Below are 15086 nucleotides of genomic sequence, written 5' to 3'. Positions count from 1 at the left end.
GGTTCAGTGCAGCGGGCTGGCTGGCACTGCCGGCCCGATCACAAAAAGGCGTCCGCTGGCTTGCCGGTTGCGCAAAAAGGCTCCATCTTGCTCTTGCCAGCATACCACGGCGGCAATGGCAGGACTGGCCAGCGCGCGTTGTAGCTGAGCGGCATTCAGCTGCCGGGCATCAATAACGCGGGCAGGGTTCAGGCCAGTGGCAGCCAGGGTTTTACGGCACAGCCGGCCGGGTGCATTGGCAATCACAATCCAGCCGGTGCTGGTCTGGCTGAGGGCCACCAGCCGGGACAGCTCGCCCGCCTGAGAGGCTGTGGAGTGGGTGACACAACTGCGTGAAGAAGTACGGCTGTGTGCTGCCTGATTGCGGGTTAATGAAAGGTTCATCATGGTTCGCCCCTGCCTGTTGCTTTACTGTTTATATATACAGTATTCGTGCGGGGCGCTTTGGTCAATATTTAACTGTATAAATTTACAGTTGTGGAGGGTGCAATGGATAAAACCCAACTGGAACGCATGGATATTCATATGGTGCTGAGCATAGTCAATGAGAAGCTGCGTATAGAATGCGACAGCCTGGATGCACTCTTGTCACGCTATGAACTGGACGGTGGCTGGCTGGCGGCGCGCATGGCCCAGATTGGCTATCGTTACGACAGCCACAGCAATCAGTTTCGGGGTGCCTGCAAATAAGCGGCTGTTGCTTGAACTCACGACACCGGACTGACATAGTCCGGTTTTTTATTGGCAGGAGAACACAATGGACGCAAATTTCTGGCACGAGCGCTGGCAAGCCGCCCGCATCGGCTTTCACCAAAGTGACATTAATGCCCACCTGCAACAATGCTGGGAGCACACCGATGCCGAGGCTGGTAATGAAGTGCTGGTGCCGCTGTGCGGTAAAAGTCTGGATATGCGCTGGCTGGCAGAGCAGGGCCATGCGGTGGCCGGCTTTGAGCTGTCGCCGCTGGCGGTAAAAGACTTTTTTGCTGAAACGGGTTTAACGCCCTCCTGTAAAGAAGAAGGACCGTTTTTATGCTGGCAGCAGGGGCCGTTCAGCCTGTATGAAGGCGACTTTTTCAAGGCCAGTGAACTTGGGCTGCAGTTTAAACTGGCCTACGACAGAGCTGCCCTGATTGCTCTGCCACCCGACATGCGACCCGCTTATGCCGAGCAGTTGGCACAACTGATGGAGAGAGGCGGCCGGGTACTGATGGTTACGGTGAAGCACGACGCCCGTGACGATCAAACTCCGCCGTTTTCGGTGCCCGAGGCTGAGGTGCGTGCTTTGTTTGAGTCACTGTTCGAGGTAACACTGCTGGAGCATACCTCTGCCGGTGCTCAGCACAGACGGGTGGCCTCAGGTGAATGCAGCTATTTTGATGAACTGTGTTTTTTGCTTACTCGGCGCTAAGTAGTTGTTAATTCAGTGTGCGATCAGGTTAACAGAATGGGATTGAGAGCCCGTTTTGGCGTTTTTATTAGTGTAATATTCCGATGTGTGCTTTCAGCATGAAATCTTTATCTGTAAAATAACTATTCATTACGCGCTTAATCCTGTGCGGTATTATGCGCAAATGTTGGTCTTTTTATGCATTGGTTGCCGTTTGCATAGCAACATGGCAAGGAGTATTCATGGAAAAAACGCTGGCGGGCCAGAGTGGTGGCATACGCAACTGGCTGATGTTTTTGCTGCCGTCCCTGGCAGGTATTTTGCTGTTTATGACGCCGGTAGCCTGGCAGGGCGACATCACCATCATGATAGCGGTGCTGGCCCAAAGCGTGCAGGGCGCGCTGGCGGATCAGTTGCCGGCTGTGGTCACCGGTCTGATTGTATTTTCTGCTCTGCTCACTCTGTTTGTTACCCTAGTCAAGCCTGCCCGTGTCCTGAATAGTGCCTTTCTGAACACCTTGTTCAATGTGCGTCCGGTCTGGTTGCTAAGCCGGCTGCTGGGCGCTGTTTTTGTGCTGCTGGTGCAGTTTCAGGTGGGCCCGCAGCTGCTTTACAGCGGTGATACCGGCGGTCTGGTGCTGAACGATCTGCTGCCGGTACTGTTTTCGGTGTTTATTTTTGCCGGCCTGTTGCTGCCGTTATTGCTGGACTTTGGTCTGCTGGAGCTGGTGGGCACTCTGCTGACCGGCATTATGCGCCCTGTGTTCCGGCTGCCCGGCCGTTCGGCAGTAGACTGCATGGCCTCCTGGCTGGGTGACGGCAGTGTGGGCATTTTGCTGACCAGCAAGCAATATGAAGGCCATCACTATACCCAGCGTGAGGCTGCCGTGATTGGTACCACTTTTTCGGCCGTGTCCATTACTTTCAGTCTGGTGGTGCTGGCCCAGGTGAAGCTGGAGCACATGTTTCTGCCCTTTTACGGGGCCGTGTGCCTGGCCGGCGTGGTGGCGGCCATTGTAGTGCCCCGGCTGCCGCCCCTGTGCTGGAAACAAGACACCTTTATTAATGGTGAGGCCCGGCCGGCGAATGCCGAAGTCACTCCTGAAGGCTATTCCCGCCTGGGTCATGGCGTGCAGCTGGCGCTGGCCCGGGCCGGCAAGGTAGAAAGCCTGGGGCAGGTGGCCCGCACCGGCGTGCACAATGCCCTGGACATGCTGTTGGGCGTGCTGCCGGTGGTGATGGCATTTGGCACCCTGGCACTGGTGATTGCCGAAACCACGCCGCTGTTTACCTGGCTGGGTGTGCCTTTTGTTCCTCTGCTTGAGCTGCTGGGCATTCCTGAGGCGGTGGCGGCATCCCAGACCATAGTGGTGGGCTTTGCCGATATGTTTATTCCCGCCATTCTGGCCAGCTCCATAGAAAGTGACATGACCCGCTTTGTGATTGCGGCCTTGTCAGTCACCCAACTTATCTATATGTCGGAAGTGGGGGCCCTGCTGCTGGGCAGCAAAATTCCGGTAAACATCGTGGAGCTGTTTGTCATTTTTCTGATGCGCACCCTGGTGACGCTGCCGGTGATTGCGCTGGCGGCCCATTTGGTATTCTGAGCACAAGGCGCTCTATACTTCGGCTGACACCAGGCTGAACAGGAGCGCTTATGTATCAGAATGTACTGGATTTCTGGTTCGATGAATTAAAACCGGCCCAGTGGTGGCAAAAGAGCAAGGCGCTGGATGAAGACATTGCCCGGCGCTTTGGCAAACTGCACCGCCAGGCCTGTTTGGGTGAGCTGTTTGAGTGGCGTATTCGGGCCCATGGACGGCTTGCCGAAATTATTGTGCTGGACCAGTTTTCCCGCAATATTTACCGCAATCATCCCGCCTCTTTTGCCGCCGATGCCATGGCACTGGCGCTGGCCCAGGAAGCCATCAGCCGGGGGGCCGAGCGTGCCTTCACCCCTGAGCAGCGGCTGTTTTTGTATATGCCCTTTATGCACAGCGAGTCACTGAAAATTCATGAACAGGCACTGGCGCTGTTTGGGCGGCTGGAACTGGCCGACAACCTGGCGTTTGAGCACAAACACCGCGATATTATCGCCCGTTTTGGCCGCTATCCTCACCGCAATGTCATTCTCGGGCGCGAGTCTACCCCGGACGAGCAGGCGTTTCTCAAACAGCCGGGATCGGGGTTTTAACTGCAAACCCCACCCCGACCCTCCCCTTGAAAAGGGGAGGGAGCCAAGACCAAGGAGGAAGGCGGGGAGGGGGTAACGATTACTGCTGCTGGATCATCCAGATTTGAAAGGCACGACGGGTGTCGGCGTCGGCGGCGTTCCACCAGTGTTGCAGCATTTCCATGGCATCGGCATCCACCACGGCATCACCGAACTTTTGCTGAGCGGCAGCCACGGCAGCTTCGGTGCGGCCGTTAAAAGCCTGGCGGGTTTGGCGCAGGTGCTCCTGAATGCCACCGGCAGTGTCCAGGCCGGCAGGTATGGGGATAGTAGAAATGTCTGCTTCAACTGGCTGGCCGGTGCGCTGGTCGATGACGGTCAGCTGCTCGGGTTGCTCACGCAGGAACTGGCGGGCCAGCTGATAGTTCAGCGGTTTGTTGAAATCGATGGTCAGCTCGGCATCGGCAGCCACATTATCCAGCTCGATAATTACGGGATCGCCGTTCAGCACCCGTACTGCAGAGCGGTTGGAATAATCATTGGTATAACCAATGGCTATCTGATTTTTACCTTCAGCCAACGTGACTTCATGAATATCTTTGGTAATGGTATTAGCGGTTTTTTCACCGTTAATCAGATAAATCTGATAAGGCTGCTCAGCCTTGAAGGTGGCCGCATTGGCACCAAAACACAGACTGGCGGTTGCCAGGGCGACAAGGGTAATACGCAGTGTCATAAATCAGGGCTCCTGAGCCTTTGCCCGCAAGGGCGTTTCATCAATGAATCTTCACTTAAGTAAACCGGTGAATTGTGACAACAATTCATACCGGACGCAATTGGCAAGCACCGCCGGCTTCACGTTTCCCGGCTGAAGGGCGGCAGGGCATTCAGCAGTGCCGGGCCGTAACGGCGGGTAAGCAAGCGCCGGTCCAGAATAATAATGCGGCCTTGGTCGGTTTCGGTACGCAGCAGCCGGCCGCAGGCCTGGATCAGCTTGCGGGATGCTTCGGGCACGGTGAGTTGCATAAAGGCATTGCCGCCGCTTAAGCTTATCCATTCTGCCATGGCTTCTTCCACCGGCGAGGTGGGCACCGCAAAGGGCAGCTTGGTAATAATCAGATTGGTCAGGTAATGGCCGGGCAAGTCCAGCCCTTCGGCAAAGCTGCCGGTGCCAAACAGCACACTGGGCTGGCCGCCGTCACACTTCATACGGTGCAGCTCCAGCAACGCCTGACGGCCGGCTTCCCCCTGCACCAGCAGAGAATGCCCTTTGCTACGCAGGGCCTTGGCGGCAGTATTCATTTGCCGGTAAGAGGAAAACAGCACCAGGCTGGCTTTTTCATTCTTCAGCCAGCGGGGAATTTCCTCACTCAGCAGCGCATCAAAGCCTGCATCCTGAGGCTCGCAGCCAAGGGCAGGAATAATAAGCGTTGAGCCGGCGTAGTCAAAAGGGGAGTTCAGCCGCAAATACTGGCTGCCGTCGTCGGCACGCAGGCCCACCGAACGACGAAAATAACTGAAATCGTTCAGGGCGGTAAAGGTGGCAGAAACCATGACCACCGCCGCCGCACGGGACCAACACCACTGCTCCAGCAAATGGCCCACCGCCAATGGCGTGGCACACAGCACAATGTCGGTTTTGCTTTGCTCCAGCCAGCGCGCTGGCGGTGTGTGCCTGGGGCCCACAGCTTTTAGCATCAGCTCACACAGGCTGCCGGCTTCATCGGTATGCAGCTGCTGCAGGCTGACCGCCGCCATGGCAGCAGACACGACACTGTTGCCGGGCTGCTGCTTGAGCGCCTCGGCCAGCTCACTCTGCAGCCGGCTTAAGCCCTGTGCCAGTTGTTTGTGCTCATCCTTGAGCGCGGTAAGGGCATGAGAAAGCAGCTCGGGCAGCTCGCCGGCGGCAAAGCGCAGGCAGCCTTGTTCGTCCGGGGTTAAGTCACCGGCACGCTGGGCCGACTGCAGCTGTTTATATAACTCGGTTAACGACGGAATAAGCTGTTGCAGCGCCTGCTGAGTGCGGTTAACGGCGTTCTGGCCGTCGTCGTTAAGGGCGGCGGCCAGTTGTGGCACCTGCTTGTTAAACTGCTCCAGATTGCGCCGTGCGCTGCGCAGCCCCAACCGGGCCGAGCCCTGCTCCCGGGCAATGTGAGCTATATGGTGGGCTTCATCCAGCACATAAAGGCAGTGTTCCGGCTCGGGCAGAATAATGCCGCCCCCCATGGACAAGTCTGCCAGCAGCAGGGCATGGTTCACTACAATCACATCGGCTTTATCCAGTTCGGCCCGGGCCAGATGGAACGGGCACTGGCTGTGGCCCAGCTGAGGCTGGCAGCTGTGACGCTCGGTCTGAATCTGGGTCCAGAGCGCATTCTCCACGGGCTCGGGCCAGCTGTCCCGGTCGCCGCCCCAGTCACCCGCCTGCAGCGCCTGCCATAACCCGGCCAGCTGGGTTTGCTGGGCGGGGGTGAGGGTATCGGCCGCCTCAAACATACTTATCTGGCTTTTGCCCTGCACCAAATCCTGTAATCGCTGCCGGCAGCAATAACGAGCGCGACCCTTGGCCAGAGTAAAGGTAAATGCTGGCTGACAATGGGGCTGAAAAAGCGGCAGATCCTTGTTGATCAGCTGTTCCTGCAGCGCCAGGGTAGCAGTGGAAATAATCAGGGTTTTATTATTGAGCCGGGCCCAGGGAATGCCCGCCTGCAAATACGCCAGTGACTTGCCGATGCCGGTACCGGCTTCGGCCACCAGAATGCGGCGAGCGGTATCGTACTGGCCCAGCAGCACCTTGCCCATTTCCGCCACCAGGAAGTTTTGCTCGCGTCTTGGTTTAAACCCTTGAATAGACTGGCTTAACTGGCGGTAATTGGCCCGCACAAGGGAGCGGTATTGAAGGCTGGGCATGAAAGCTTCCGATATAAAATGCAACGGCAATTATATTATTTATGCACTTATATACCAGTTATTACTTATATATCAGCGTTTGCTGGTGAATCTAAAAAGATCGTTGAGATCACATTTTGAGCGCACTCACGAGTCCTGTTGTCATAAAAAGTTCCCGCGATTTTGTTGCAAGGTCAAAATACCGGTGATAGTCTGCTGCCCATAGTAACGCTAGCGTTGCTAACACAGGGAATAACAAGGACTTAGTGTTTAATTACAGTAGGCATATAAAATCATGAAAAAAACGATTCTTGCACTGACCATTCCTGCGCTGTTCGCGACCTCTGCCAGCGCTGTAACCGTTTACTCCGACGAAGGTGCCAAGGTAGATATCTACGGCCGCATTCAGTACGAAGCCGGTGAAATCAGCAAGTCCGACGAAAAGTTCGGTGGTGAAGGCGAAGCCCGTCTGGGTATCAACGCCAAGTACAACCTGAACCAGGACGTGGACCTGATCGGTAAGCTGGAGTGGCAGGTGACTGCCGAAAGCGACAACGCCACCGGTTCTGACGATATCGACGCGCGTTACGCCTACCTGGGCTTCCGTTTCCAGGACACCACCGAACTGACCTTCGGTAAGAGCGAAACTCCGTTCGCCCAGCTGTCCGACTATACCGACCTGTTCAACGCCTTTGGCGCCGCCGCCTATGACCACGACTGGCGCATTGATGACCAGATCCGTGTAGCCTATGCCGCCAATGGTTTTGACCTGCGCGCTGCCTATGCTTTTGGTGACGATTACCGTGATGGTGTTGCTCCTGAAGGTGATTTTGATAGCAACGGCGATGCCATTTACGCTCTTGAGAAGAAAAACCAGTACGCTCTGTCTGCTGGCTATAACTTTGCCGCCGGCCCCGGTGATGCCGGTGTGGTTGCCGCCTATGAGCGCGTAAACTTTGATGGCAACACCTCCGCCACACTCCATCCTGAAAAAGATCAAGAGCTGGACAAGTGGGGCCTGGGTGTTAACTACGCTCTGGATGGCTTCTACGCTGCCGTTGTTTACGGTCAGTCCGAGCAAAGCAACACCGTTGATGCCGATTTCTGGGAAGCCTACGGCTCTTACAATGTAGACGCCTGGACCCTGCGCGCCGCGTTTAACTTCAAGAAAGCCGACAAAGGTGTAGAGGTTAACGACTCTATCGCTCGCGTTATGGTTGAAGAATATGTACTGGGTGCCCAGTATGCCTTCAACGCCAAGACCAAAATGTATGCCGAGTACGTTATTGACGAAGCCAAAAATGGCGAAGATCAGTACGCCCTGGGTCTGCAATACAACTTCTAATATAGCTTTTGCTTAATTAAGAAGTTCAAAAAAGCCGGCGCAAGCCGGCTTTTTTATTGTTGAACTTATCGATGCGCGTTAATACTGCCAGTCCCCAGTCCCCAGTCCCCAGTCCCCAGCGGTTTACAGCGTCCAGCTGGTATGCTGGGCTTTCTGATACTTCTGTTCGCAGCTGTCACAGCGCTGCCGGCAGGGGTCATCCATCAGTTGTGCCGGCGTGAGTTCCGCTTCGCAGTCGCTGCACAGTCCATAAAGCCCCAGCTGCCACTGGCACAGGGCGGCATCAACCCGGCGCAGATTTTTGAGTTGAGGTTGCAGCTGTGGCCAGGCGCTCAGCGTGGCGTCGTCGGCCCATTCATCAGGGGGCAAAGTAGCCAGCCTGGCGGCCAGAGTGGCATCCAGCGTGTTTACCGAATGCAAAAAGCGCTGGCGGCAGTCGTCCGCCACCGCCAGCAGCCGTTGCTCCAGTTCGTTTTGTATTTTGCTGCTCATCATGATTTCCATTCAGTGGAATATGCCGGTCAGTATATGGCTGCCTACTTGTTAACATCATGATGCAAATCAATAACCCCGCCTCTGCGGGGAGCCGTAAGCTGTCAGCTTTAAGCTGTAAGTAGATCGGCGTAGACGAAGGTTACTGTATAGTGCCTGCAAATTGGGTTGTTTACTTCAAATAGAGTCTTGTTATCAGTCACAACTATAAGCCTCCAGGCACCACCACTTACAGCTGACAGCTTACAGCTGCTTGCGAAGCAAGCTTCGGATTTCTTCCGTATGCTTGAGGGTGCGTATGGCGGTGAACAATTCTCGGGCTTCCGAGTATTGCAGTTTAAGGTAATTCAGCCATTGTTTGATGCGGTTGGGGTAATAAACGGCCTTGTTACCTCCCACTTCCAGTGCCGAGTAGTCGAGCAGCAGGTCAATCACTTCAGTCCATGGCAGGGGAGCCGTGCCGGTTTTAATGGTGTCTGCCAGATTGGGCAGGGCGAGGGCACCCCGGCCCAGCATGATATCGCTGCATTGGCTTTCTGCCTGCGCCTGCACAGCGTGCGCAGCGTTCCAGATTTCGCCGTTTACAATCACCGGAATAGTCAGCTGATGCTTTATTTGGGCCACCAGCGGCCAGTAGGCTGGCGGACGATAACCGTCTTTTTTGCTGCGGGCATGCACTGCCAGCTCGGTAATGCCGGCTTCTGCCAGTGCCCGGCTGTTTTCCAGATAACGGTCGCGCTGCTCCAGCCCCAGCCGAATTTTGGCACTGACCGGCAAATGGGCCGGCACGGCGGCGCGCACCGCCCGGCCAATGCGATACAGCTGCTCGCTGTCGGCCAGCAGGGCAGCACCGCCTCTGTGCTTGTTGACGGTTTTGGCGGGACAGCCAAAGTTAAGATCAATACCACCGGCTCCCAGATTTATCGCCTGAGCAGCGTTTTCTGCCAGCCAGTTGGCGTCCTGGCCCAGTAACTGAATACGCACCGGCGTGCCCGACGGTGTTTTGCAGCCATGATGCAGCTCGGGGCATAACCGATGAAAAACCCGCGCCGGCAGACACATGTCCACTACCCGCACAAACTCGGTCACGCATAAATCATAAGGGTTAAGGCGGGTGAGCAGGTCCCGCATCAAATGGTCGAGCACCCCTTCCATCGGAGCCAGGATCAAACGCATGTTATTCAGTTACCGGCAAAAGCGGGCAGTGTAACCCCGGCATGATAAAAGCGCCATGACGGACAGTGAGGCGAGAGTTTGAAAACGACTTTTGCTATAGTAAACACGGGTTTTAACTGGCAGGAGAGCACAATGCGATTTTTATTTGCCCTGCTTGGCACCATTGCTCTGGGGCTGGGAATATTAGGTGCCTTTTTGCCGGTGTTGCCTACCACGCCTTTTGTACTTTTGTCTGCCTGTTGCTTTGGCAAGTCTTCGCCCAGGCTGCATGCCTGGCTGGTGAATCACCCCTGGTTCGGCAGCCTGATTCATGACTGGCAGACACACAGAGGGCTGCGGCCTCAGGTGAAACGTCGTGCTTTGCTGTTAATGGCAATCAGTTTTGCCTTTTCTGTGTATATGGTCCCCTTGTGGTGGGTACGGGGTGTGCTGGTGCTCACCTTTCTGATACTGGCCTGCTGGATGTGGCGATTGCCGGCAGTGCCCGCGCCGGGCATGGTTGCAATGGATCAGACGAGGCCCTAAGATTTCACTCCTTCATTCCATGCCATGCCCGCGTTAGCCGGGTTTAATGAGGCAGCCATACGCCATGAAACAAGACACCCTTAAGCTTATCGCGAACAGTATTGTCTCCATTCCCGATTACCCCAAGCCCGGCATTATATTTCGTGATATAACCGGTTTGCTGGAAGACGGCGAAGCTTTTCGCCTGACCATAGACACCCTGGTAGAGCACTACCGCCACTCTGGTGTGCGCAAGGTGCTTGGTACCGAAGCCCGTGGCTTTATTTTCGGCGCTCCGGTGGCAGCGGCGCTGGGTGTGGGCTTTATTCCTGCCCGCAAGCCCGGCAAGCTGCCCCGGGAAACCGTAGAAGCGTCTTATCAGCTGGAATACGGCACCGACACGCTGCAAATTCATGCTGACTCTATTGTGCCGGGTGAAAAGGTGTTGATTATAGATGATCTGTTGGCCACCGGTGGCACAGTGGAAGCGGCGGTTAAGCTGGTGCGCAGCTGCGGCGGTGAGGTACAGGAAGCCGCCTTTGTGATTGGTCTGCCTGCACTGGGCGGCATGCAGCGGCTGAACAAGCTGGGTGTGCGGGTGACCAGTCTGGTTGAGTTTGACGGTCATTAAGCCCATGAGCTATCAGGTACTGGCCCGCAAATGGCGGCCACGCCGGTTTGGCGACGTGGTGGGACAACAGCATGTGCTGACAGCGCTGATTAATGCCCTGGAGCAGGGGCGGTTGCATCATGCCTATCTGTTCAGCGGCACCCGTGGCGTGGGCAAAACCTCCATTGCCCGCCTGCTGGCCAAGGCGCTTAACTGTGAAACCGGCGTGTCTGCTGATCCTTGTGGCCGCTGTGACAGTTGCCGGGAAATAGAAGAAGGGCGCTTTGTTGACCTGCTTGAGATAGACGCTGCCAGCCGCACCAAGGTGGAAGACACCCGCGAGCTGCTCGACAATGTGCAATATCAGCCGGCCCGGGGCCGGTTCAAGGTGTACCTGATTGACGAGGTGCACATGCTCTCCCGGCACAGCTTTAATGCCCTGCTGAAAACCCTGGAAGAGCCACCGCCTCATGTGAAGTTTTTGCTGGCCACCACGGATCCGCAAAAGCTGCCCATTACCATTTTGTCCCGCTGTTTGCAGTTTCATCTTAAAAGTCTGGAGCCCGGTCAGATAGACGGCCAGCTGCAGCATATTCTGCAGCAGGAGCAACTGAACTTTGAGCCAGAAGCCACCGCCGCGCTGGCCCGCGCCGCCGACGGCAGCTTGCGGGATGCATTAAGTCTGACCGATCAGGCTCTGGCCTTTGGCAACGGCCGGCTGCAGCTGGCAGAAGTGGAGCGCATGCTCGGCAACCTTAACCGGGAGCAGCTGCTGGCGCTGGTGGAGGCATTATTAGCCGGCGACGGTGCCGCTTTGCTGGCCAGAGTAGCCGAGCTGGCCACTCTGGGGCCGGATTATGACCATGTGCACAAGGAGCTGATTGCTTTCTGGCATCAGCTGGCACTGGCCCAGGTGGTGCCGGCTCAAGGGGTGCCTTATGCCGATGAGCTGAACCGGCTGGCCCCGCTGGTAAGTCCGGATCAAATACAGCTCTATTATCAGATTTGCCTGCAGGGCCGCAAAGACTTGCCCTTTGCGCCGGATGGCCGTTCGGCGCTGGAAATGACACTGCTGCGCACTCTGGCCTTTGTGCCCAAGGATGCCGCCGGCATTCAGGCGGAGCCGGCCCCGCTAAAAAAGCCTGAGCCGGCGGCCTTGCCGGCAAGCGAAGATGAGGCCATCAGCCGCCGGCTGGAACAGGAGCAGGCACAAATCTGGCAACAGGCCGAGCAAATGGGACAGGTGACCAGCCCAGTTGCCATTCAGCCCGACACTCAGTCTGAGACAGTGATGGAACAGCCTGCTGCGCCACAAGAGCGCCAGCCGGTTGCGCAAGCACAGCCAGATCCGGTCAAACCTGAGTCTGCTCCAATACCAGCGTCGGCACCGCTGCCTGCAGTAGAGCCCGAGCCGCTGGTGGATGAAGCTGCCGAGCAGGCGGCGCGCATTCGTCGTCTGCTGCAAACCCGTAACCGGCTGCTGAGCCAGGAACGCAGCGAAGCGGCAGCGGAGCAAAAGCCGGCCCCGCGAGTGGTTGCCAAACCCGAGCGGCCAGCGCCGGTAACAATAGAAAAGCCGGTGCTGGCTCAGACAGCAAAAGCGGTACCCGAGCCCCAGAATGAGCTGCCGCCGCTGGATGCCTATCACGATATAAGCTGGGACGATAACGACGCACCGCCCTGGAGCGATGAGCCTGAGCCTGTCTCAGGGCCGGTGCCTGCAACAGCGGCCAGACCTGTACCCGCAGCCGCCAGACCGTCGGCTCCGGCTCAGCCCGAGGCGGTGGCTCCACCTGTACCCAGGGCCAGCTGGAAAGAAGCAGCTGAGCCACTGAAGCCCTCCGAGCTGCTTTCTCAGGCAACCGATCCCTGGGCCAGACTGGTGTCTGAACTGCCTTTGGGCGGCCTGCTACGCCAGCTGGCCATGCACAGCACGCTGGAGCAGCAGGATGATCAGTGGCAGTTATGGTTAAGACCTGAACATAAGCATCTGCTTAATGATAAAACCCGCGCCGAGCTTGAAGCGCTGGTCAGTCAGCATCTTGGTCGCAGCATCAGCGTTCGCGTGAGTCTGGGAGGAGAAGGACAAACGCCGTCTGATGTGGAGCTGCAGTTATATCAGGCGGCCCGGGCGCGCGCCAGAGATGAAATTGAAGCCGATGATGCGGTACAATTCCTTATCTCGCGCTTTGCCGCCGAGCTGGATGCAGACAGCATTGAGCCCATGGCGCAGTAAGCGTGACAGTATTCACCATCAATAAAGAGTAACAACCTATGTTTGGTAAAGGCGGACTTGGCAATATCATGAAACAGGCGCAGCAGATGCAGGATAAAATGCAGAAGCTGCAGGAAGAGCTGGCCCAGATGGAAGTGGTGGGTGAGGCCGGTGCCGGCCTGGTAAAAGTCACCATGACCGGCAGTCACTCTGTGCGCCGGGTAGAGCTGGACGACAGCCTGCTGGAAGACGACAAGGAGCTGGTGGAAGATCTGCTGGCAGCTGCGGTAAACGACGCCGTGCGCCGGGTGGAAGAGCAGAACAAAGCGCGTATGGGCGAGCTCACCGGCGGCATGCAGCTGCCCCCGGGTTTTAAAATGCCGTTCTAAAACAAAGCTTGAAGCCGGAAGCTGGAAGAAAAACACTGATGTCTCAACACGCTGTTTTATTTTTTCAGCTTCTAGCTTCTAGCTTCTAGCTTCTAGCTTTCCTTTCCCCTTCCAAATATCTTTCAAGAGTCTTCCATGCGTTTCAGCCCGTTACTGGATGAATTAATCAAAAGCCTGCAGGTGTTGCCCGGTGTGGGGCCCAAATCGGCACAGCGCATGGCCTTTGCCCTGCTGGAGCGTCAGCGTGCCGGCGGCCGCAAGCTGTCCCATGTGCTGGAGCAGGCACTGGATAATATCGGCCATTGCCGTCAGTGCCGCACTTTTACCGAAGAAGCCGTCTGCGCCATCTGCGCCAGCCCCAAGCGGGCGGTGAGTGGTCAGTTATGCGTGGTAGAAAGTCCGGCAGACGTGGTGGCCATAGAGCAGACCGGTCAATATCAGGGGCGTTATTTTGTGCTGATGGGCCATTTATCGCCGCTCGACGGAGTAGGCCCGGAAGAGCTGGGCCTGAATATACTGGAAACCTGGCTGGACACCGAGCCGTTCAGCGAGCTTATTCTTGCCACCAACCCCACGGTGGAAGGGGAAGCCACCGCCTATTTTATTGCCGATATTGCCCGCAGCCGCGGAGTGTCGGTCAGTCGCATTGCTCACGGTGTGCCCATCGGCGGCGAGCTGGAGCTGGTGGACGGCAACACCCTCAGCCACTCCTTTATGGGCCGTAAGGCGTTTAGTGACTGAAGGCCGGGTGGGGGTGTTATATCGGATAAAACGTCAGGCTGGCAATGCGCACCAACACGCCGGCAAACAGCAGCATGCCGCCATAGCGCAGCCAGCGATATTCCTGCAGCGTCAGATCCTTGGCGCGGTTAAATACAATACGCGGCAATGCCAGCCAGTCTTTCTTGCGCCGGCCATAGCGCCATGTGCCAATCAATACCAGTAATAATCCTGCCAGCAGCAATGCCGGCTCAGCCAGTTTCAGCCAGAGCATGATTCCCTTACACTCCGATGTTAATGATTTGTTGCCTGAGTATGGCCGGCCATACTGGTGCCGGCCATTAGCCATTGGTCTATGAAACGTGTTCCAGGGTAACGGCACTGCTGGCGGCCAGCAGCTGAGCCGCGCCCGGGTACTGACTGATGCCAGCGGCGCTTTCCACCAATACGGCGCGAGTAATGTGTTCGGGCTGGCCGCCCTGCAGTTGTAACTGGCTCAGTGCCAGCTGCATGGGGCCAAGTCCCGGATTAAAGGCGGCATTTTCCAGATAGCGACCGGTGATAATGCGTCCGTCCGCCAGTTGCAGGGCTACGCCGGCACGATTGTGGCTATAGGGGGCATAGCTCAGGTTGGCCTGCTGCAGGGCAGCCTTTAAGAGTGTGTCGTCACTGGCGTGGTGCAGCGTGCCCGGCTCTGGGCTGAGCATGCCGCCGTCAATACCCAGATCAGCCGGGCCAAAGGCATAAGGCAGAAGCTCGCTTAATGCGTGTTCGGCCTCGGGCAGAGTAATGGTGACTGGCTGATTCAGCTCCTGCATAAACTGCCGGCAATGGCCGCAGGGGCTGGCGCTGACCACTACAGCCTGAATGTGTTGCTCATTATGCAGCGCCGCATGACCAATGGCCGACTGCTCCGCATGCACGGAATAATGCAGTGCAAGACCGGCAAACTCCAGATTGGCACCCAAATACCAGTATCCTGAATCTGCCATGGCGATCGCACCCACCGCAAAATTCGATACTGGTGCCAGGCTCAGTTGCCGGGCCTGTGGCAGCAGTGCCAGTGCAAGTCTTGCGCCTGCAAGGCCGGTGGCATGCTCAAGGGCTTTTACTTGCTCCGGCGTCAGCCGGGGCTGGGCAATAATGCTCATTTGCTGCAATGCGATCTGTATCATTTGCGCCT

Annotated in this window: 17 protein-coding genes; 10 read left to right on the top strand and 7 right to left on the bottom strand. The window is 56.8% G+C overall.

Annotated elements, in window-relative coordinates:
* Positions 1 to 3: 3 nt before the first annotated feature.
* The gene (locus tag R0I78_RS06120; RefSeq protein ID WP_317074683.1) at positions 4 to 387 is read right to left on the bottom strand and encodes a cell division inhibitor; all 384 of its coding nucleotides are present in this window, start codon (positions 385 to 387) and stop codon (positions 4 to 6) included.
* Positions 388 to 489: 102 nt separating this feature from the next.
* Here R0I78_RS06120 and R0I78_RS06115 point away from each other — a divergent pair, with 102 nt between their 5' ends.
* The 4 genes from R0I78_RS06115 to R0I78_RS06100 all read left to right on the top strand — a co-directional run bounded on the left by R0I78_RS06115 (position 490) and on the right by R0I78_RS06100 (position 3584).
* Entirely contained in the window at positions 490 to 690 is a 201-nt protein-coding gene (locus R0I78_RS06115; protein ID WP_317074682.1) for a DUF4250 domain-containing protein, read from the top strand.
* A 67-nt stretch (positions 691 to 757) separates the two neighbouring features.
* Positions 758 to 1411 carry a thiopurine S-methyltransferase gene (locus R0I78_RS06110; protein WP_317074681.1) on the top strand — a complete coding sequence of 218 codons (654 nt, stop codon included), beginning with the start codon at positions 758 to 760 and terminating at the stop codon, positions 1409 to 1411.
* A gap of 221 nt (positions 1412 to 1632) precedes the next feature.
* Positions 1633 to 2997 (top strand): YjiH family protein, encoded by a 1365-nt coding sequence (locus R0I78_RS06105; protein ID WP_317074680.1) that lies wholly within the window; start codon positions 1633 to 1635, stop codon positions 2995 to 2997.
* Positions 2998 to 3047: 50 nt separating this feature from the next.
* Positions 3048 to 3584, top strand: coding sequence for a DUF924 family protein (locus R0I78_RS06100; protein ID WP_317074679.1), 537 nt, complete (start codon positions 3048 to 3050; stop codon positions 3582 to 3584).
* 79 nt (positions 3585 to 3663) lie between these two features.
* Here R0I78_RS06100 and R0I78_RS06095 read toward each other — a convergent pair whose 3' ends face one another.
* Positions 3664 to 4299: a DUF2057 domain-containing protein gene (locus R0I78_RS06095; RefSeq protein ID WP_317074678.1), complete on the bottom strand. Its 636-nt coding sequence runs from the start codon at positions 4297 to 4299 to the stop codon at positions 3664 to 3666.
* Between the two features lie 119 nt (positions 4300 to 4418).
* On the bottom strand, positions 4419 to 6473 hold the full coding sequence (dinG, locus tag R0I78_RS06090; protein WP_317074677.1) for an ATP-dependent DNA helicase DinG: 2055 nt from the start codon (positions 6471 to 6473) through the stop codon (positions 4419 to 4421).
* A 274-nt stretch (positions 6474 to 6747) separates the two neighbouring features.
* Between dinG and R0I78_RS06085 the strand changes: the two genes are divergently transcribed.
* Positions 6748 to 7797, top strand: a complete 1050-nt coding sequence (locus R0I78_RS06085; protein ID WP_317074676.1) for a porin — start codon at positions 6748 to 6750, stop codon at positions 7795 to 7797.
* Between the two features lie 123 nt (positions 7798 to 7920).
* On the opposite strand, the gene R0I78_RS06080 is transcribed toward R0I78_RS06085, so the two are convergent.
* Together R0I78_RS06080 and R0I78_RS06075 are read right to left on the bottom strand one after the other, a co-directional pair.
* The gene (locus tag R0I78_RS06080; protein ID WP_317074675.1) at positions 7921 to 8289 is read right to left on the bottom strand and encodes a transcriptional regulator, TraR/DksA family protein; all 369 of its coding nucleotides are present in this window, start codon (positions 8287 to 8289) and stop codon (positions 7921 to 7923) included.
* A gap of 243 nt (positions 8290 to 8532) precedes the next feature.
* Positions 8533 to 9465 (bottom strand): tRNA-dihydrouridine synthase, encoded by a 933-nt coding sequence (locus tag R0I78_RS06075; RefSeq protein WP_317074674.1) that lies wholly within the window; start codon positions 9463 to 9465, stop codon positions 8533 to 8535.
* Between the two features lie 132 nt (positions 9466 to 9597).
* Between R0I78_RS06075 and R0I78_RS06070 the strand changes: the two genes are divergently transcribed.
* From R0I78_RS06070 to recR, 5 genes are all read left to right on the top strand, one after another.
* Positions 9598 to 9990, top strand: a complete 393-nt coding sequence (locus R0I78_RS06070) for a YbaN family protein (RefSeq protein ID WP_019933969.1) — start codon at positions 9598 to 9600, stop codon at positions 9988 to 9990.
* Between the two features lie 64 nt (positions 9991 to 10054).
* Positions 10055 to 10600 (top strand): adenine phosphoribosyltransferase, encoded by a 546-nt coding sequence (gene apt / locus R0I78_RS06065; RefSeq protein WP_019933968.1) that lies wholly within the window; start codon positions 10055 to 10057, stop codon positions 10598 to 10600.
* Positions 10601 to 10604: 4 nt separating this feature from the next.
* A complete protein-coding gene (dnaX, locus tag R0I78_RS06060; protein WP_317074673.1) occupies positions 10605 to 12815 on the top strand; it encodes a DNA polymerase III subunit gamma/tau in 2211 nt (736 codons plus the stop codon).
* A 38-nt stretch (positions 12816 to 12853) separates the two neighbouring features.
* On the top strand, positions 12854 to 13183 hold the full coding sequence (locus R0I78_RS06055; RefSeq protein WP_019933966.1) for a YbaB/EbfC family nucleoid-associated protein: 330 nt from the start codon (positions 12854 to 12856) through the stop codon (positions 13181 to 13183).
* Between the two features lie 135 nt (positions 13184 to 13318).
* Positions 13319 to 13924, top strand: coding sequence for a recombination mediator RecR (gene recR / locus R0I78_RS06050; protein ID WP_019933965.1), 606 nt, complete (start codon positions 13319 to 13321; stop codon positions 13922 to 13924).
* A 16-nt stretch (positions 13925 to 13940) separates the two neighbouring features.
* Here the strand turns inward: recR and R0I78_RS06045 are convergent, their stop codons facing one another.
* Positions 13941 to 14177 (bottom strand): hypothetical protein, encoded by a 237-nt coding sequence (locus R0I78_RS06045; RefSeq protein WP_019933964.1) that lies wholly within the window; start codon positions 14175 to 14177, stop codon positions 13941 to 13943.
* A 79-nt stretch (positions 14178 to 14256) separates the two neighbouring features.
* Positions 14257 to 15078, bottom strand: a complete 822-nt coding sequence (gene cdd / locus R0I78_RS06040; RefSeq protein WP_317074672.1) for a cytidine deaminase — start codon at positions 15076 to 15078, stop codon at positions 14257 to 14259.
* Positions 15079 to 15086: the final 8 nt, after the last annotated feature.

The sequence above is a fragment of the Oceanimonas sp. CAM02 genome (assembly GCF_032842915.1).
In the GTDB taxonomy this organism is placed as follows: Bacteria; Pseudomonadota; Gammaproteobacteria; order Enterobacterales; family Aeromonadaceae; genus Oceanimonas; species Oceanimonas smirnovii.
The sequence above is the reverse complement of the archived record's forward strand: the minus strand, read 5'-3'. Positions and strand labels throughout refer to the sequence as shown.